The sequence below is a fragment of the Streptomyces sp. NPDC054770 genome (assembly GCF_053611985.1).
The window spans coordinates 8,310-26,010 of sequence record NZ_JBSHBL010000080.1; the positions used below are offsets into that span (position 1 = coordinate 8,310).

Sequence of the window (17,701 nt, forward strand, 5' to 3'; positions counted from 1 at the left end):
CGGCGCTCGGCGTATTTTTTTTTTTTTTTATTATAAATTTAGGCGGGCGGGGGGGCGGGGGGGGGGGGGGCGCGCCGCGGGGGCGGGCAACCCCGGGCCCCCCGAAACTCTGGCCGATCGGACCGGTCCGGATCAACTCCTACACGCACCTGTGACTTGTTCAACAAGGTTCTGCAATCACAAAGCGGATCCCCGTCGTCGGAAGGGACAGCCCTGATCATCACCCCCGAGACAGGGCGATAGATGTAAGGGCCCGACATCCTCCCAGGCGACGAGAGCCGGCCGCCGCACTTCACCGGGCAGTACGACGAGTCGTTCTTATCGGCCCCATACCTTCGAATCGAACGAAGGAAGTCGTGAAGAAATCGTGGCGGCCGGGGGCCGTCACCGCACACGAGGGGGCATTTCCGTCATGGATCCCGTCATGGGGAACGGAGAGACGCGGGTGCGGGGGCTGGCCGCCCGGGCCGGCGGCTGGAGCGCCCGGCACCGCTGGGCCGCCGTCGGCATATGGCTGCTGTTCGTCGTCCTGGCGATGGGGCTCGGCTCGGCGGCCGGCCGGGTCGACGTCGACGAGAACGACCAGCTGAAGGGTGAGACCCACACCGCAGCGCAGATCATCGACGACGCGGGCATCAAGGAACCGGCGAGCGAGACGGTCCTGATCCAGGCCAAGGACCCGTCGGTCAAGGCCACCGACGGCGCGTTCAAGGCCGCCGTCACGGACGTCATGAAGGCCGTCGACGGCACCGGCAAGGTCACGGACGTCACCTCTCCGTACACCACCGGGACGATCTCGAAGGACGGCCGCAGCGCTCTGGTCCAGTTCGACATGCGCGGCGACTCCGAGACCGCCGGCGACCGGGTCCAGCCGGTCCTGGACGCGGTGGCGGGGGTGCAGAAGGCGCACGGCACGCTGCGGATCGAGGAGATCGGCGGCGCCAGCATGAACAAGCAGTACGCCGACGCCTTCGGCAACGACTTCAAGCGGGCCGAGTACTCCGCCGTGCCGGTGGCCTTCGGCATCCTGCTGATCGCCTTCGGCGCCCTGGTGGCCGCGCTGCTTCCGGTGGGTCTGGCGATCACCGCGATCATGGCGACGATGGGCCTGATGGGCCTGGTCAGCCATCTGCAGCCGATGAGCGACACCGCCAACTCCGTGATGCTGCTGGTCGGCATGGCGGTCGGCGTCGACTACTGCCTGTTCTACCTGCGCCGGGAACGCGAGGAGCGGGAGGCCGGCCGGGACGCGGGCGCCGCGCTCCGGATCGCCGCCGCCACCAGCGGCCGGGCGATCATCGTCTCCGGTGTCACGGTGTGCGTGGCGATGGCGGGCATGCTCTTCACCGGCCTCGCCGAGTTCGAGGCGATGGGCCTGGCCTCCCTGATGGTCGTCGCGGTCGCCATGGTCGGCTCCGTGACCGTCCTGCCCGCGCTGCTCTCCCTGCTGGGCCACCGGGTCGAGAAGGGCCGGCTCCCCTTCCTGCGCCGCCGCCAGCGGGCCCACGGACCGTCCGAGAGCCGCTTCTGGACGGCCGTGCTGCGGGGCGTGCTCGCCAAGCCGCTGCTCTCCGTGGTCGTCGCGGTGGGCGCGCTGCTCGCGGTCGCCGCTCCGGCCCTCGGCATGAAGACCTCGCAGCTCACCCTGGACCAGGAGTTCGGGAACTCGCTGCCGATCGTGCAGACCTACGACCGCGTCAACCAGGCCTTCCCGGGCGGCTCCGAGCCTGCCGAGGTGGTCGTCAGGGCGAAGGACATCAACGCCCCCGAGGTCAGGCAGGCGCTGACCGACTTCAAGGAGCGGGCGATCAGCTCGGGCGCCTCCCGCGGCCCGGTCGACATCAAGCTGCACGACGCCCAGAACGTCGCCCTGATCTCCGTGCCGCTGGTCGGCGGCTCCGACTTCGACAAGGCCGGCAAGAGCCTGGAGAAGCTGCGCGACGAGGTCCGGCCGGCCACGCTCGGCAAGGTCGACGGCGTGCAGGCGCCGATAACCGGCAACGTCGCGGGCAACCAGGACTTCAACGACCAGTTGCTCGGCTCGGTCGTCCCGGTCTTCGCCTTCGTCGTCGTCTTCGCCTTCCTGCTGATGCTGCTGTCGTTCCGCTCGCTGACGGTCGCGGTCACCTCGATCGTCCTCAACCTGCTCTCGGTGGGCGCCGCCTACGGCATCCTGGTCGCCGTCTTCCAGCACGGCTGGGGCGCCTCGCTGGTGGGTGCGGAGGGTGTCGGTGCGATCGTCACCTGGCTGCCGCTGTTCCTCTTCGTGATCCTGTTCGGCCTGTCGATGGACTACCACGTGTTCGTGGTCTCCCGGATCCGCGAGGCCCGGCTGCGCGGCCGGTCCACCAGGGACGCGATCCAGCACGGGGTGGTCACCACGGCCGGGGTCGTCACCAGCGCCGCGGTCATCATGGTCGCCGTGTTCGCGATCTTCGGCACGCTGTCCATGCAGTCCATGAAGCAGATGGGCGTGGGCCTGGCGGCCGCCGTCCTCATCGACGCGACCGTCATCCGAGGCGTGCTGCTCCCGGCGGTGATGGCTCTGCTCGGCGAGCGCAACTGGTACCTGCCCAGCTGGCTGCGGTGGCTGCCGGACCTGACCCACGACGAGTCGCCGGAGCAGGGGGCCGCGGTGGCGCGGGGCGAGGAGGAGCGGCTGCGGGTCTGAGCCGCGCGGTGCAACACCCTCCGGCACAGGGTCCGTCGGTCTCCGGGGGAGCCGACGGGCCCTGTGTCGCGCGTGTACGGGTGCTCAGCGCTGGTAGCGGGCCAGCACCAGGTTGCCGTCGTGCTCCAGCCGGTGGCGGAGTTCGTCGAGGCCGATGGCGCCGCTGTAGTACTCCTGGAGGGCCGGGGTGGCCACCTTGTCCTTCCACTCGGGGTAGCCGCGCACCGTCTGGGCGGGCGCCGGGCTGAGGTGGCCGGCGAGGGCGGTGCCGGTGGCCCAGCCGTACTTCGCGGTATGCAGGGCGGGATCCTCGAGGGCCTGGGTGCCGGTGGGCAGCATCCAGTCGCCTAGGGCGAGCCGGACCATGTTCTTGGGCCGCAGCAGGAAGTCGATGAACTCGGCGGCCTCCTTCTTGTGCGGGCTGTCCTGGGCGATGGACAGCGTCTGCGGGCTGACGCCCTGGGCGAGTCCGTCGGCGCCGGCCGGGGCGGGCAGCACCTCCCAGTCGAAGCCCTTGGGGGCCTGCTGGACGATCTGCTGGCGGTAGGAGAAGCCGAGCGGGACCATCGCGTACTTGCCGCCGAAGAAGCCCGGCAGGGTGTCCGAGCCGCCGCTGCCCAGGGTGGAGCCGGGTGCGCTGTGGTCGACGTCGACCTGGTCGTGCACGGTGCGCGGCACCACCTGGTCGGCGGCCTGGAAGCGCACGGTCACCTTGCCGTCGGCGCCCCGGTGGAAGAGCTGCCCGCCCGCCGACAGCGACAGGTTGAGCGTGGCGGAGACGGGCTCCTTGAGCGGCCAGGCGACGCCGTACTTCCCGTCGCCGCTCAGCTGCTTGGTGATCTGCCGGAACTCTGCCCACGTCCAGGGGTGTCCGGGGGTGGGTATGCGCACGCCAGCCTTGGTGAGCCAGGTCCTGTTGGCGATCAGTACGCGCGGTTCCTGGAGGAAGGGCACGCCGTAGATGCCGTTCCCGAAGGTCGCCGTCTGCCAACTGCGCTGCGGTATGTCGGACTTGAGGCGGGCGGACAGCAGGCCGGTCAGGTCGGCGAGGTAGCCGCCGTAGGCGAAGTCCGCGAGGTCGTCGGAGGCGTCGTGGATGATGTCCGGGGCCTCACCGCCCTCGAAGGAGGTGAGCAGCTGGTCGTGGACGCTGTCCCAACTCCCCTGGACGTACTCGACCTTGACGTCGGAGTGGGTGGCGTTCCACTCCTTCACCAGCTCCTTGTTGGCGGCGACCGACTCGTCCTGCCAGGCCAGGGACTGGAAACGGAGGGTGATCGGGCCGCCGGTGCGGGATGCGGAGGTGCAGCCCGCGAGCAGCAGGAGGAGTACGACGACCGCCGTGCCGATCCTGGTGCGCATCAGCTCTTCACCGCCCCGGCGAGCATCCCGCCCGTGATCCGCCGCTGGACCAGCGCGAAGACGAGCAGCGAGGGCAGCGTGGCGAGGAAGGCGGCCGCCGCCAGCGGGCCCAGGTCGGCGACACCCTCCGCGCCGATGAAATGGGTGAGGACGACCGGCAGGGTCTGTTTCTCCGGTGTCTTCAGCAGGACCAGCGCGAAGAAGAACTCGTTCCACGCGGTGACGAAGGCGAACAGCCCGGTCGCCACGATCCCGGGGGCCAGCAGCGGTGCCGTCACCGACACCAGGGTCCGCAGCCGTCCGGCCCCGTCCACGGCCGCCGCCTCCTCCAGTTCGACGGGCACCGCCCGCACGTACCCGACGAGCATCCAGAGCGCGAACGGCAACGCCCACACCACGTACACCAGCACCAGCCCGGACAGGGAGTCGATCAGCCGCAGGTTCTTCAGCACCAGGAACAGCGGGATGATCACCAGGACGAACGGGAACGCCTGGCTGACCACCACCCACCCGGTCGCCGCCCGGGACAGCGCGGTACGGCGCCGGGCCATGACGTATGCCATCGGGGTCGCGAGGAGTACGGCGATCAGCGCGGCGCCGAGCGCGGCGAGCAGGGAGTTGAGGCCGGCCCGGAGCAGCGGCTGTTCGTCGAAGGCCTGGCGGAAGTTGGCCAAAGTCGGGTGCCGGGGGATCCAGGTGGGGTGCAGACTGCCCAGCTCCTGCGGGGACTTGAAGGCGGTGGAGAGCAGCCACAGGAGCGGGAAGGCCAGGAAGACGAGGTAGGCGACCAGCGCCGCGTACTGGCCGGCGCGGGCCGCGGTACGGGTCCTCACGCGTCCTCGCCTCCCCGCAGCCGGCCCGCCAGGAAGACGGCGAGGAGCACCGCGATCACCGCGACCATCACGCACCCCATCGCGGCCGCGTACCCGAACTGGCCGTAGCGGAAGGCCTCTTCGTAGGCGAAGAGCATCGGCAGCCGGGTCTTGCCGCCGGGGCCGCCGTTGGTCAGGACGTAGACCAGGGCGAAGGAGTTGAAGTTCCAGATCAGGTTGAGCGCGGTGATGGCGAGGGCGACGGGTCTGAGGGCGGGCCAGGTGACCGTGCGGAAGCGGCGCCAGGCGCCCGCGCCGTCCACCGCAGCCGCCTCGTGCAGTTCGTGCGGGGTGTTCTGGAGGCCGGCCAGCAGTGCGACCGTGGTCTGCGGCATCCCGGCCCAGACGCCGACGACGATCACGGCGGGCAGGGCGCTGCCGAGCCCGCTGAGCCAGTCCCGTCCGTCGCCGAGGCCGAGGTCGTGCAGGGTCTCGTTGAGGACGCCCGCGTCGGGGTTGTAGACCAGCCGCCACATGATCCCGACGACGACCTCGGGCATCGCCCACGGCACGATCGCGAGGGCGCGGGCCAGCCGGCGCAGCCGTAACTCCTGGTTGAGCAGGAGGGCGAGGCCGAGGGCGAGCAGGAACTGCGGCACGGTCACGCCGACGGCCCAGACCAGGCCGATCCGGAACGACTCCCAGAAGAGGGTGTCGTGCAGCAGGTCGCGGAAGTTGAGACCGCCGATCCACCGGGTCGCCGCGGTCCGGCCGGACTGGGCGTCGGTGAACGCCAGCAGGATCCCGTACAGCAGCGGGCCGACACTCAGCACGAGGATCGGGATCAGGGCGGGCAGGACCAGGAACCAGGCGCCGCGGTCGGTCACGCGTAAGGCGGCCGGTCGCCGCAGGTCCGCCGCGTTCGTCGCCAATGCCACGTCATCCCCCTCTGCGCGGCCCGGTCGGGCCTGGTCATGGTCGTGAAGGCCGGTGGTCTCGTCAAGGCACCGCGCACCCGGTCCGACCTCCGTGGATGCGAGACTGGCCGCCGGATGGCGAGAAGACGACGCCGTGTGCACACGCACAGCGGCGGACACGGAGGCGGGCGATGGACGAGGCAAGGGCACGGGACGTACTGGCCGCGGCGGATGTACTGCCCGGCGCGGCGGCCGACGCCTCACTCCTGGCCCTGGGGGAGAACGCGGTGTTCGCCGCCGGGGACCTGGTGGTGAAGGTCGGCCGGGACGCCGAGCTGCTCGACCGGGCCCGGCGCGAGCTGGAGATCGCCGGATGGCTGGCGGAGGCGGGCGTACCGGCCGTACGGGCCGCCGAGCCGAAGGCGCTGCTCGCCGAGGGCCACCCGGTGACCGTGTGGCACCGGCTGCCGGATCCGGTGCGGCCGGCCGACCCACGTGATCTGGCCGAACTGCTGCGGATCGTGCACGCACTGCCCGCTCCCCCCTTCGCCTTGCCGCCCCGCGAGTTGCTGGGCGGTGTGGAGCGCTGGCTGCGGCTGGCCGGCGAGGCGATCGACCCCGCCGACGCGGCGTATCTGCGGGAGCGCCGGGACGGCTTCGCGGCGGCCGCGGCCGCGCTGACGCCACGGCTGACACCGGGGCCGATCCACGGGGACGCGCTGCCCCGCAACGTGCACGTCGGCCCGGACGGGCCGGTCCTGGTCGACCTGGAGACCTTCTCCTCGGACCTGCGCGAGCACGACCTGGTGGTGATGGCCCTGTCCCGGGACCGGTACGGCCTGCCCGCCGACGCGTACGACGCGTTCGTCACGGCCTACGGGTGGGACGTGCGCGAGTGGGAGGGGTGCGGCGTACTGCGCGGCGCCCGCGAGACGGCCAGCTGCGCATGGGTCGCCCAGCACGCCCCGACCAACCCGAAGGCCCTGGCGGAGTTCGAACGCCGGGTGGCGTCGCTACGGGAGGGCGACGAATCGGTGCGCTGGTATTCCTTCTGACCGCGCAACCGCGCCCCACAGGGGCGCGGGGCTGTGTCAATTTGCGGCTCCGCCGCGTGGGCGCGACCAGCCACGACGGCGCCGCAGACGAACAACGACGCATCCCGGCACTCCCAGCTGAGCGGAACACTCAAACCACTTCGGCCAGCTCCCGCAACGGCCACGCCCCGTCCACCACCGCGTCGGCCTCTCCCTTGCGCCGCAAGAACTGCTGGAAGTCCGCCGCCCACTCCGCGTACCACTCCACCTGGCACCGGTGCAGCTCCGCCGGACCCAGCGCCGCGATCTTCGGGTGGCGGTCGGCTATCGCACGGGCCAGGCGCGCCGCCGCGAGGGCGTCGGCCGAGGCGTTGTGGGCGGCGGCGAGGGTGATGCCGTACTCGGCGCAGACCGCTTCCAGGTTGCGCTTGCCGCGGCGGTAGCGGTCGACCCGGCGGTCGATGGTGTACGGGTCGATGACCGGTGCGGGGTCGGGGCCGCCGAGGCGGTCGGAGAGGGACGGGAGTCCGTGGCGGCGCAGTTCCGCCGAGAGCAGGGTGAGGTCGAAGGTCGCGTTGTAGGCGACGACCGGGACACCGGTCTTCCAGTAGCCGGTGAGGACGTCCGCGAGGGCGTCGGCGACCTGGTCGGCCGGCCGGCCCTCCGCCGCCGCCCGCTCGTTGCTGATGCCGTGCACCGCCACCGCGTCGGCCGGGATCTCCACGCCCGGATCCGCCAGCCACTCGCGGCGGCCCAGTTCCTGCCCGGCCCTGACCTCGATCACGGCTCCCGTGACGATGCGCGCCTCGCGCGGATCCGTACCCGTCGTCTCCAGGTCGAAGCCGATCAGGAGCTCCTGGTGCCAGCCCATGGGCGGTCCCCCTTCTTGGTGGTGCTTTCCCCCAGTGGTCTCCACCCTCGCATGCCCCACTGACAATCAGAGGACCGCGTTCCGCTTACCGGCGCGTCACCGTCGCGCACACGCCTGGACACGCCTCAGGACACGGGGCGCGAATCCGCCCAAGCCATCTCGAACTCCTCGCGATAGGTCGGGAAGAGACCTGTTTCCACCATGTCGTCCGACTTGACCACCTTGCCGCCGTTGCGCAGCACCAGCACCGGCGACTCCATCCCCCGCGCCCCGCGCAGATAGGACTGGATGATCGCGACGCCGTCGGCGCCGTCGCCGTCCACCAGGTACGCGGAGAAGCGGGGCGTGTCGTCGTACACCTGGATCTCGAAGGCGCCCGGGTCGCGCAGCCGGGAGCGGACCCGGCGCATGTGGAGGATGTTCATCTCGACCGAGCGGCCCAGCTCGCCCCGTTTCATCCCGAGTTCGCGTTCGCGGCGCTTGACCGCGCTGGAGGCCGGGTTGAGGAAGAGGAGCCGGACCCGGCAGCCGGTCTCGGCGAGGCGGACCAGGCGGCGGCCGGAGAAGTTCTGCACCAGCAGGTTGAGGCCGATGCCGATGGCGTCCAGACGGCGGGCACCGCCGAAGAGGTCCTCGGCCGGGAACTGGCGCATGAGGCGGACCCGGTCGGGGTGGACCGCCACGACGTCCGCGTAGCGGTCGCCGACCAGGTCCTCCACCGCGTCCACCGGCAGTCGGCGCGCGGAGGGCACGTCGCCGCCCGCGACGAGCATCTCCAGGAGCCGGGCGGAGGCGCGCTCGGCCTGGTCGAGGACGGCCCCGGACAGCGCCCGGTTGCGGGAGACGATGTTGCGGGTCACCTCCAGCTCGTCCAGGGCGAGCTCGACGTCCCGGCGCTCGTCGAAGTACGGCTCGAAGCACGGCCAGTGCTGCACCATCAGCTCGCGCAGCTGCGGCAGGGTGAGGAAGCTGAGCACGTTGTCGTCGGCGGGGTCGAGCAGATAGCCCTTGCGGCGGCTGACCTCGCGGACCGCGACGGCCCGCTGGACCCACTCCTGGCCGGCCGGTCCGGCGGCGGCGACCACCCACTCGTCGCCGTGGACGGGCTCGTAGATGGGCCGCAGCACGGCGGCCACGACCGCCCGCATCCGCTGCTCGACGAGGTTCAGCCAGATGTAGGCCCGCCCGGCCCGCTGGGCGCGCGTACGCACTTCGAGCCAGGCGTCGGCATCCCACTCCAGCTCCGGCCCGATGGAGCCCGTGGCGTCCATCGGCCGGGCCAGGGACACCGCGCCGGGCGGGACGTCTGTGGAGTGCCCCTCGTGACCCTCGTCACCAGGGGGCAGCTCCAGGCCTCCCGAGCCCACCCGTGCACCGCCTTCCGCTCCCCCGAGCTCTCCCTGTGCCAACGATCAAGGAAGGGTACTCCGGGAGTGGTCGGCGGTGCAGCAGGATGGACAGGTCGTTTCTCAACTACCGTTTCCGGGCTGTCCGTTCTGATCAGCGAGGGCGGCCGGAGTGAGCGGGTTCATAGCGGTGACGTCCCGCGGGGCGATGGAGAAGCCCTGCCAGTGGACCGGCATCGGCTGCTGGTCCTCGTCGCGCGCGATGTGGTGGAAGCCGACGTTCACCCAGACCACGGGGTCGGTGAGGGTCTGCCCGTTCACGAACTTGTCCACGGTCTTGGGGTGACCGCTCGGGCAGCCCGGGTTGTTGCTGGCGAACAGCTCGCACTTGTCGTACTGGGTGAAGTAGACGTCGTGCGAAGTGAACGCGTGGCCCGGGTACTTGCTGCTGGCGCCCCGGACGATCTCGTACGACCGGGCGTGCCCGTCCTTGTTCTTGCCGGCCGTGCTGACCACCCGCCACCAGCGCATGTTCTCGGCGTCGCCGGCGAGTTCCTTGGTGACGTCGGTGCGGGTGGTCTTGTTGCTGGGCGCCTCCTGGCCGTGCACGGGGGCGCTGACCTTCGAGTCGTACTGTTCGACACGGCTCTTGGAGGAGCCGTCGAGGTCGAAGTCCAGCTTCCAGAAGACGTTGTGCGCGTGGCTGGTGGCGTAGGCGTGGGCGCCCTTGCCGATCGGCCAGCCGCGGCCGTCGCCGGCGTCGTAGTCGCCCGGCGAGAGGCTGCCGGTGGCGCCGACGTTCATGTTGATCGTGCCGTCGTCCTGGAACCGCCACTCGGTCATGTACTCGTACCAGCCGACCTTGTTGACGGTGTAGATCAACAGGTCCTTGCCCTGCGCCTGGTACACCTTGTTGCCGGTGTCGGCCTGCATGCGGTACGCGTGGCCGCGCGAACGGGTGGTGGTGCACAGGCCGTTGACGTTCGGGTGGGCCGGGTCCCAGGCGTCGGGGACCTTGACGGTCTTGATGGCGCCGCCGGGACACTCGGCCGAGTCGAGCGGCACCAGGCCCTGGGCGAAGCCGAAGCCGGTCAGGTCGTCGTACTCGACGCTGCCGTCGTCGTAGGGGACGTCTATCTGGGCGAGGCGGGCGCTGGAGAGCACCTTGATGGGGGCCGGCTCGCCCTTGGGCTGGTAGGAGATGTGCTCCAGGACGAGTCCGGCCTTGCTGTCGTAGCGCCAGCACATCCGCCAGGTGGTGCCGGTGGAGAGCTTCTGCTCGATGCGGTAGGCGGCGGAGCAGTCGGCGGCGGGCGCGGCGGCCTGCTTCGGCTGGGCGACGGCGGGTCCGGCCGCGGTGGTCACGCCGGCGGCCAGCGCGGCCGCGGACAGGCCGACGGCGGCCGTCCTGCGGGCACGGCGGATTCTGTTCGGGTGCATGACGAAGTGACTCCTGGTACGGGAGATGCAGGGTGGAAAGTGGAAAGGTGACGCGGAAGGGCCGGCTCAGCGGCCGAGCTTCACGACCTTGCGCGCGCTCAGGTCGACGATGAGCGACCTGGCGTCGATCCACGGCCCGTTCTTGACCTTCGGGAAGAGCCGCACGCAGCGGTGTTCGCCGCACTTGTCGAGCGCGGCCGGCTGGGCGCCCGGAGTGGCGCGGTAGACCGCGCTGTTGAGCAGCAGCTGCTGTTCCGGGTCGGTCAGCGCGCTGCCGGTGGCGTCCTTGAAGTCCGCCTTCAGGCCGGCGCCGAGCGGGTGGGCGACCAGCAACTCGAGGGCCTCGACGTTCTCGTCGTGGCTGAGCGGCGGCTGGACACCCTTGCTGCTGGTGGTGTGCTCGACCTTGCCGGTGTCGAGGTTGACGGTCCGGGTGACGAGGGTGTCGTCCCGGTAGTCGTAGAACGTCACGTCCGCGCGGCGCGGTGCGTTCGCGTCGTCCAGTTCGTTCGCGTCCGGCTCGGCGAGGTCGACGCTGAGCCGCTCCGGGCCGCTCCGGCCCTCGACGTTCTCCCCGGCGCTGAACATCTGCTTGGTCAGAGCGAGTTGTTCGACGCGCTTGGTCTCGTCGTCGGTCAGCGGGTCGCTGCCCGTGCCCTTCTTCCCCTCGGCCGGCGCCTGTTCCACCACGCCCGGCTTGACGGCGTCCTGCCCCTGGCCACCCTGCTGCGCGGCCACCGCCGCGCCCCCGTCGCTCCCTCCCGACTCGTTCGCCCCTGCCGTACCCGGCAGGGTGATCCCGACCATCACGGCGGTCCCCGCCACCGCCAGTCCCGCACCTGCCACCACTTTGCCCAGATGGCGGTGCACTATCTTGCGCACATCTTCCCCCTACTCCCCCTTGGTCACAGGGAGTACGTGTCTGCCCCACTGGTTCGGCACACATCGCCACATAAGCCACTGTGTGCACTGGTCGCCGAGTAAGAGGGACGTAAGTCACGAGGGGTTCCATTACTTTCGGGCAGACTCATGACCAAGGCGCCCCCGGGCGCAGGACGCACCTGGAAGAGTCGACTTCATGCAGGTCTGGCCTGGAGAGGCATATCCGCTCGGCGCCACGTACGACGGCGCCGGGACCAACTTCGCGGTGTTCACGGAGGCCGCGGACCGAGTGGAGCTGTGTCTGCTGCACGACGACGGCTCCGAGACGGCGGTGGAACTGCGGGAGAGCGACGCCTTCGTACGGCACGCGTACCTGCCGGGCGTGATGCCCGGGCAGCGGTACGGCTTCCGGGTGCACGGCCCGTACGACCCCGGGCGCGGGCTGCGCTGCAACTCGGCGAAGCTGCTGCTCGACCCGTACGCGAAGGCGGTCAGCGGGTCGGTGCGCTGGGGCGAGGAGGTGTACGGCTACCACTTCGGCGATCCGGACAAGCGCAACGACCTGGACTCGGCGCCGCACACCATGACGTCGGTGGTGATCAACCCGTACTTCGACTGGGGCGACGACCGGCGGCCGCGCACCGAGTACCACCACACGGTGATCTACGAGGCCCATGTGAAGGGCCTCACCATGCGCCATCCGGGCCTGCCGGAGGAGCTGCGCGGCACCTACGCGGGCCTGGCCCACCCGGCGGTCATCGACCACCTGACGGCCCTGGGCGTCACGGCCCTGGAGCTGATGCCGGTCCACCAGTTCGTGAACGACCACCGGCTGGTCGACATGGACCTGAACAACTACTGGGGCTACAACACCATCGGCTTCTTCGCCCCGCACAACGCGTACGCCTCCTGGGGCGACCGCGGCCAGCAGGTCCTGGAGTTCAAGTCGGCGGTCCGGGCGCTGCACGAGGCCGGGATCGAGGTGATCCTCGACGTGGTCTACAACCACACCGCCGAGGGCAACCACCTGGGCCCGACGCTGTCCTTCCGCGGCCTGGACAACCCGTCCTACTACCGGCTGACGGACGACCCGCGCTACTACATGGACACCACCGGCACCGGCAACTCGCTGCTGATGCGGTCCCCGCACGTCCTCCAGATGATCATGGACTCGCTGCGGTACTGGGTCACCGAGATGCATGTCGACGGCTTCCGCTTCGACCTCGCGGCGACCCTGGCGAGGCAGTTCCACGAGGTGGACCGCCTTTCGTCGTTCTTCGACCTGGTGCAGCAGGACCCGGTCGTCTCCCAGGTGAAGCTGATCGCCGAGCCGTGGGACGTGGGCGAGGGCGGCTACCAGGTGGGCAACTTCCCGCCGCTGTGGACCGAGTGGAACGGCAAGTACCGGGACACCGTGCGCGACCTGTGGCGCGGCGAGCCGCGCGCACTGGCGGAGTTCGCGTCCCGGCTGACCGGCTCCTCCGACCTCTACCAGGACGACGGCCGCCGCCCGCTCGCCTCCATCAACTTCGTCACCTGCCACGACGGCTTCACGCTGCACGACCTCGTCGCGTACAACGACAAGCACAACCAGGCCAACGGCGAGGACAACCGGGACGGCGAGAGCCACAACCGGTCGTGGAACTGCGGGGTCGAGGGACACACCGACGACCCCGCGATCCTCGAACTGCGCGAGCGGCAGATGCGGAACTTCATCGCCACGCTGATGCTGTCCCAGGGCGTGCCGATGCTCGGCCACGGCGACGAGTTCGCGCGCACCCAGCAGGGCAACAACAACGCGTACTGCCAGGACAACGAGGTGTCCTGGGTGGACTGGCCGGCTCCCGACGACGACAGCGAGCTGCTGGCCTTCACGCGCGCGATGGCGCGGCTGCGCAAGGAGCACCCGGTCTTCCGGCGCCGCCGCTTCTTCCACGGCCGCCCGGTGGAGGGCACCCACGACGAGCTCTCCGACATCGCCTGGTTCACCCCGGAGGGCCACGAGATGGCCCAGCGCGACTGGGACTCGGCCCAGGCCTCGGCCCTCACGGTCTTCCTCAACGGCAACGCGATCTCGGAACCGGACACCCGGGGGCAGCGGATCGCCGACGACTCGTTCCTGCTGATGTTCAACGCGTCACCGGACCCCCTGGAGTTCCTGGTGCCGGTGAACCACGGCCGGCAGTGGGAGGTGATGGTCGACACGACGCGGGCGGAACCGGTGCCGCCTGGAGTGAAGGTGGACGGGGGCGAACGTCTGACGTTGGTGGGCCGGAGCCTGACCGTGTTGAAAAGGCCGGCGTAGGGATGCGTACACCGATGGGCTGTTGGGCAGGTGCGCGCCGGTGGGGGCTGGTCGCGCAGTTCCCCGCGCCCCTTCGGGGCGCGGTCCCGCACCCGGTGACACGAAACCGAACCAGACGGGTACATACGTCCGCATGACAGCCGAGCGAATCACTCCCACCGTCCCGACGGCCACCTACCGACTCCAGCTCCAGCCCAGCTTCCCCTTCTCGGCCGCCGAAGCCGCCGTGCCGTACCTCGCCTCGCTCGGCATCTCCCACCTCCACCTCTCCCCCGTCCTGGAGGCCGTCCCGGGCTCCACCCACGGCTACGACGTCGTCGACCACGCGCACGTGCGCGAGGAACTCGGCGGCGAGGACGCGCTCCGCGCGCTCGCCCGTACCGCGCGGGCGCACGGTCTCGGCCTCGTCGCCGACATCGTGCCGAACCACATGGCGATGTCCCCCCGCCACAACCACGCCCTGTGGGAGGTGCTTCGGGAGGGCCCGAAGTCGCCGTACGCGCGCTGGTTCGACATCGACTGGGAGGCGCAGGGCGGGCAGCTGCTGGTGCCGGTGCTGGGCGGACCGCTCGGCGACGTGCTGGGGCAGCTGGTGGTGGACGGGGACGTCCTGCGGTATCACGAGCACGCCTTCCCGCTCCGCGAGGGCACCGCGGACCTGCCGCTGCCGGAGCTGCTGGACGCCCAGTGGTACCGGCCGGTGTGGTGGCGGCTGGCCCGCACCGAGCTGAACTACCGGCGGTTCTTCAGCATCTCCGAGCTGATCGGGGTGCGGGTCGAGGACCCGGAGGTGTTCGAGGCCACCCATGGCAAGATCCTCCAGCTGCTGCACGAGGGCGTGCTGGACGGGCTGCGCGTCGACCATCCCGACGGGCTCGCCGACCCCGACGGGTATCTCGCACGGCTGCACGAGGCGACAGGCGGGCGCTGGACGGTCGTGGAGAAGATCCTGGCCGACGGCGAACAGCTGCCGGCCGGCTGGCCGGTGGCGGGGACCACCGGGTACGACGCCCTGCGGCACGTGGACGGCCTGTTCACGGATCCCGCGGGCGCCGGTGAACTGCTGGGTCAGTACCGGAGTTTCGCGGCCCCGCAGACGGACCGGGGCGGCGACTGGGCGGCGACGGTGCGGCGGGCGGCGTACAAGGTGATCACGCACGAGCTGGCGGCCGAGACGGACCGGCTGACGCGGGTGGCCACGCGCGCGTGCGCGGCTTCGCCGGATCCCGGACTGCGCGACCGGGCGCCCTGGACGCTGCGCACCGCGTTGCAGGAGCTGCTGGTGCGGATGCGGGTGTACCGGCCGTACGCCTCCGGCGACGCGGCCGATGTGGTCACCGCGGAGGCCGCCGAGGAGGCCCGGGGTGCCTTCGTGGTGCCCGCGGAGGGCGGGGCGGTGGACGTGGTGCGCGGGCTGCTGGTGGCGGGGGACGGGCCGGGGGTCGCGGAGTTCCGGACGCGGTTCGCGCAGACCGCCTCGGCGCTGCGGGCCAAGTCCGTGGAGGACACGGCGTTCTACCGCTATGTGCCGCTGCTGTCGGCGACCGAGGTGGGCGGGGACCCGGGCAGCCCGGGGGTCTCGCCCGACGCCTTTCACGCGTACTGCGCGCGCGTGCAGCGCGACTGGCCGCTGACCGGCACGGTGGTGACGACGCACGACACCAAGCGCAGCGCCGATGTGCGGGCCGCGCTGGCGGTGCTGACGGAGTGCCCGGAGCGCTGGGCGGACGTGCTGACCGAGGTGACCCGGGACGGGGAGGGAGGGCCGGACGCGCAGCTGGCCTGGGCGGCCTGGCAGACGGTGTTCGGACTCGGCCCCGCGGCCCCGGAGCGGGTGCGGGGGGCGCTGGTGAAGCATGTGCGGGAGGCGGGCCTGTACACGAGCTGGACGGAACAGGAGCCGCCGTACGAGGAGGCGGTGGTGTCGTTCGTCGCGGCGGGACCGTGCGGGGCGCCAGGAGAGCGCGTGGCCGCCTTCCGGGCCTCGCTGGCGGCGCACGTCCGGGCGAACGTGCTGGGGACGGCCCTGGTCCATCTGACGATGCCGGGGGTGCCGGACGTCTACCAGGGCACGGAGGGCGAGTACCGGGCGCTGGTGGACCCGGACAACCGGCGGCCGGTCGACTTCCCGCCGGCCGGCCCGGGCGAGAAGGACGCGGTGACGGCGGCGGCGCTGCGGCTGCGGGCGCGGCGCCCGGACGTCTTCGGCGACACGGCGGCCTATGCGCCGCTGACGGCCGAGGGGCCGGCCGCGGCGCACTGCCTCGCGTTCGCGCGTTCCGGGACGGTGGTCACGGCGGTGACCCGGCTGTCGCTGCGACTGGCCGCGGCGGGCGGCTGGCGTGACACGGTCCTGCCGCTGCCGCCGGGGCGGTGGGCCGACGTGCTGGCGCCGGGGCGGGAGTTCACCGGGCACGCGCGCGTGGCCGAGCTCTTCGAGGGGCTGCCGGTGGTGCTGCTGGAGCGGGTGGGAGACGGGAACTGACGGCAACACTCCCCGAATTCACTCGTACGAGTGAATATGTGGCTGATCCGTCGGTTTGCTGAAACTCGCCGGGCGCGGACCGCGTCGGTTATCGGCGCGCGGAGCCGTTCCGCGCCCCGTAATGGCTTCGCACCCCCATCAGCGCCAACAAGCCCCGGCGGCCGACAGCACATGCCTCCGGGCGCCCCCTGGAGCCTCCCCCGGGAGGTTCTTGACAGTTCACCTATGCCGTGCGGGACTGGGGAATGCGAAGCCGGGCGGACAAGTCGGGGGTGAGTCTCCTGCCGGAGCTGCGTTACCCCAGTGTTCCCGAACTCGTGGCGACCGCCCGGGCGCTGGCCGCTCACCGGCCCGGCCTGTGCACGTTGCGGCAGATCGGCGTCTCCCGCGCGGGCAGACCGCTGCACCTGCTGTCCGTCGGGCACGCCCGGCGGGCGGTGCTGGTGGTCGCGGGTGCCCACGCCAACGAGCCGACGGGGGGCGGCACCCTCCAGGTACTGGCCGAACGGGTGCTGCACGAGCGGGACCTGCGGGCGGAGAACTCCTGGCACTTCCTGCTCTGCGCGGACCCGGACGGCGCCAGCCTGCACGTCACCCCGGCCCCGCGCAGCCTGTTCGACTACCACCTCGGCTTCTACCGGCCGGCGGGCCCGGAGCAGCCGGAGTGGTCGCCGTCGGTGCTGCCGCCGGACCGGCTGCCGCCCGAGACCCGGGCCCTGCTCGGGGTGATCGACGAACTGCGCCCCTACCTCCAGGTGACGCTGCACGGCACCGATCTGGGCGGCAGCTGGGTGCAGCTGACGAGGGACGTGCCGGGGCTCGCCGAGCCGTTCGCCAAGTCCGCGGCGGAGCTGCACATCCCGGTGGAGACGGGCGCCTCGGACGCCGCGGGCTGGCCGGCCTCGGGGCCCGGGGTGCGGGTGATGCCCCCTCCGGAGACGGGGGTGGCGTACCCGAGCATGCCGGACGACGCGCGGCACAGCACCTGGTACCACGCGCACCGCTACGGCGGCCTGACGGCCGTGGTCGAGGTGCCGATGTGGGCGAGCGACCTGGTCGACGACCCGGCCCCGCACCCGGCGCCGGCGGCGGCGATGCGCCGGCTGGCGCGCCGGCTGCTGCGGGACTCCCGGGAGGTGGATCGGGTGCTGGCCGAGGCGCTGCCCCGGCTGGACCGCCCGAACGGCCTGGACGGGCCGTTGCTGCGGGCCGCCCGCTGGGCGCTCGGGCTGATCCCCGGGCTGGCCGAGGACTGGATCCAGCGGCCGCCGGTCGACACCACGATGGCGTACGTCGGCAGCGTGGACGCCTTCGGGCGGCGGCTGCCGTTGCGGGCCGCGTCGATGCTGCTGCGGGTGCTGCGGGAGGCGGACGACCGCGCGGCGCCGCGGCTGGAGGAGCTGGTGGCCTCCTGGTGCGAGGCCTACGGCGAGCGTTTCCAGGCCCGCTGGGTGCCGCTGGAGCGCCAGGTGGAGCATCAGTCCCGGACGGTGCTGGCGGCCGCGCAGCACGCGCGTGAGCAGGCGGCGTGAGCGCCGGGGCGGGCCCCGGCGGCCGCACGCCGCCCGCGGGGTCG

12 protein-coding genes are annotated in these 17,701 nt (G+C 71.6%); 5 read left to right on the forward strand and 7 right to left on the reverse strand.

The features are described from left to right. Positions 1-424: 424 nt before the first annotated feature. On the forward strand, positions 425-2,671 hold the full coding sequence (locus ACWGKQ_RS42395) for an MMPL family transporter (RefSeq protein WP_453297381.1): 2,247 nt from the start codon (positions 425-427) through the stop codon (positions 2,669-2,671). Between the two features lie 84 nt (positions 2,672-2,755). On the opposite strand, the gene ACWGKQ_RS42400 is transcribed toward ACWGKQ_RS42395, so the two are convergent. From ACWGKQ_RS42400 to ACWGKQ_RS42410, 3 genes are read right to left on the reverse strand one after another with little or no spacing between them, the layout of a single operon-like run. Beyond that, complete coding sequence (locus ACWGKQ_RS42400) at positions 2,756-4,033, reverse strand: ABC transporter substrate-binding protein (RefSeq protein WP_453297382.1); 1,278 nt, start codon at positions 4,031-4,033, stop codon at positions 2,756-2,758. Further along, positions 4,033-4,866, reverse strand: a complete 834-nt coding sequence (locus ACWGKQ_RS42405) for a carbohydrate ABC transporter permease (RefSeq protein ID WP_453297383.1) — start codon at positions 4,864-4,866, stop codon at positions 4,033-4,035. The genes ACWGKQ_RS42400 and ACWGKQ_RS42405 overlap by 1 nt, the downstream gene beginning before the upstream one ends. Next, a complete protein-coding gene (locus ACWGKQ_RS42410) occupies positions 4,863-5,777 on the reverse strand; it encodes a carbohydrate ABC transporter permease (RefSeq protein ID WP_453297408.1) in 915 nt (304 codons plus the stop codon). Before ACWGKQ_RS42410 ends, ACWGKQ_RS42405 begins: the two co-directional genes overlap by 4 nt. A 176-nt stretch (positions 5,778-5,953) precedes the next feature. Between ACWGKQ_RS42410 and ACWGKQ_RS42415 the strand changes: the two genes are divergently transcribed. Then, complete coding sequence (locus tag ACWGKQ_RS42415; protein WP_453297384.1) at positions 5,954-6,817, forward strand: phosphotransferase enzyme family protein; 864 nt, start codon at positions 5,954-5,956, stop codon at positions 6,815-6,817. A 130-nt stretch (positions 6,818-6,947) separates the two neighbouring features. Here the strand turns inward: ACWGKQ_RS42415 and ACWGKQ_RS42420 are convergent, their stop codons facing one another. The 4 genes from ACWGKQ_RS42420 to ACWGKQ_RS42435 form a co-directional block, all read right to left on the reverse strand. Next, positions 6,948-7,667: an exonuclease domain-containing protein gene (locus ACWGKQ_RS42420; protein WP_453297385.1), complete on the reverse strand. Its 720-nt coding sequence runs from the start codon at positions 7,665-7,667 to the stop codon at positions 6,948-6,950. 125 nt (positions 7,668-7,792) lie between these two features. Further along, positions 7,793-9,034 (reverse strand): SAV2148 family HEPN domain-containing protein, encoded by a 1,242-nt coding sequence (locus ACWGKQ_RS42425; protein ID WP_453297386.1) that lies wholly within the window; start codon positions 9,032-9,034, stop codon positions 7,793-7,795. A gap of 102 nt (positions 9,035-9,136) precedes the next feature. Next, positions 9,137-10,453, reverse strand: coding sequence for a copper amine oxidase (locus tag ACWGKQ_RS42430; RefSeq protein WP_453297387.1), 1,317 nt, complete (start codon positions 10,451-10,453; stop codon positions 9,137-9,139). 66 nt (positions 10,454-10,519) lie between these two features. After that, entirely contained in the window at positions 10,520-11,335 is an 816-nt protein-coding gene (locus ACWGKQ_RS42435; RefSeq protein ID WP_453297388.1) for a Tat pathway signal sequence domain protein, read from the reverse strand. 196 nt (positions 11,336-11,531) lie between these two features. On the opposite strand from ACWGKQ_RS42435, the gene glgX reads away from it, so the two are divergent. From glgX to ACWGKQ_RS42450, 3 genes are all read left to right on the forward strand, one after another. Beyond that, the gene (glgX, locus tag ACWGKQ_RS42440) at positions 11,532-13,640 is read left to right on the forward strand and encodes a glycogen debranching protein GlgX (RefSeq protein ID WP_453297389.1); all 2,109 of its coding nucleotides are present in this window, start codon (positions 11,532-11,534) and stop codon (positions 13,638-13,640) included. A gap of 133 nt (positions 13,641-13,773) precedes the next feature. Beyond that, entirely contained in the window at positions 13,774-16,125 is a 2,352-nt protein-coding gene (gene treY / locus ACWGKQ_RS42445) for a malto-oligosyltrehalose synthase (RefSeq protein ID WP_453297390.1), read from the forward strand. 272 nt (positions 16,126-16,397) lie between these two features. After that, positions 16,398-17,657, forward strand: a complete 1,260-nt coding sequence (locus tag ACWGKQ_RS42450) for a M14 family zinc carboxypeptidase (RefSeq protein WP_453297391.1) — start codon at positions 16,398-16,400, stop codon at positions 17,655-17,657. Positions 17,658-17,701: the final 44 nt, after the last annotated feature.

What these genes read in the sequence shown, in the direction of transcription:
- ACWGKQ_RS42415 (WP_453297384.1), top strand. Translation starts at nt 5,954, where the DNA reads ATGGACGAGGCAAGGGCACGGGACGTACTGGCCGCGGCGGATGTACTG.
- ACWGKQ_RS42420 (WP_453297385.1), bottom strand. Translation starts at nt 7,667, where the DNA reads ATGGGCTGGCACCAGGAGCTCCTGATCGGCTTCGACCTGGAGACGACG.
- ACWGKQ_RS42400 (WP_453297382.1), bottom strand. Translation starts at nt 4,033, where the DNA reads ATGCGCACCAGGATCGGCACGGCGGTCGTCGTACTCCTCCTGCTGCTC.
- glgX (WP_453297389.1), top strand. Translation starts at nt 11,532, where the DNA reads ATGCAGGTCTGGCCTGGAGAGGCATATCCGCTCGGCGCCACGTACGAC.
- ACWGKQ_RS42430 (WP_453297387.1), bottom strand. Translation starts at nt 10,453, where the DNA reads ATGCACCCGAACAGAATCCGCCGTGCCCGCAGGACGGCCGCCGTCGGC.
- ACWGKQ_RS42395 (WP_453297381.1), top strand. Translation starts at nt 425, where the DNA reads ATGGGGAACGGAGAGACGCGGGTGCGGGGGCTGGCCGCCCGGGCCGGC.
- treY (WP_453297390.1), top strand. Translation starts at nt 13,774, where the DNA reads ATGACAGCCGAGCGAATCACTCCCACCGTCCCGACGGCCACCTACCGA.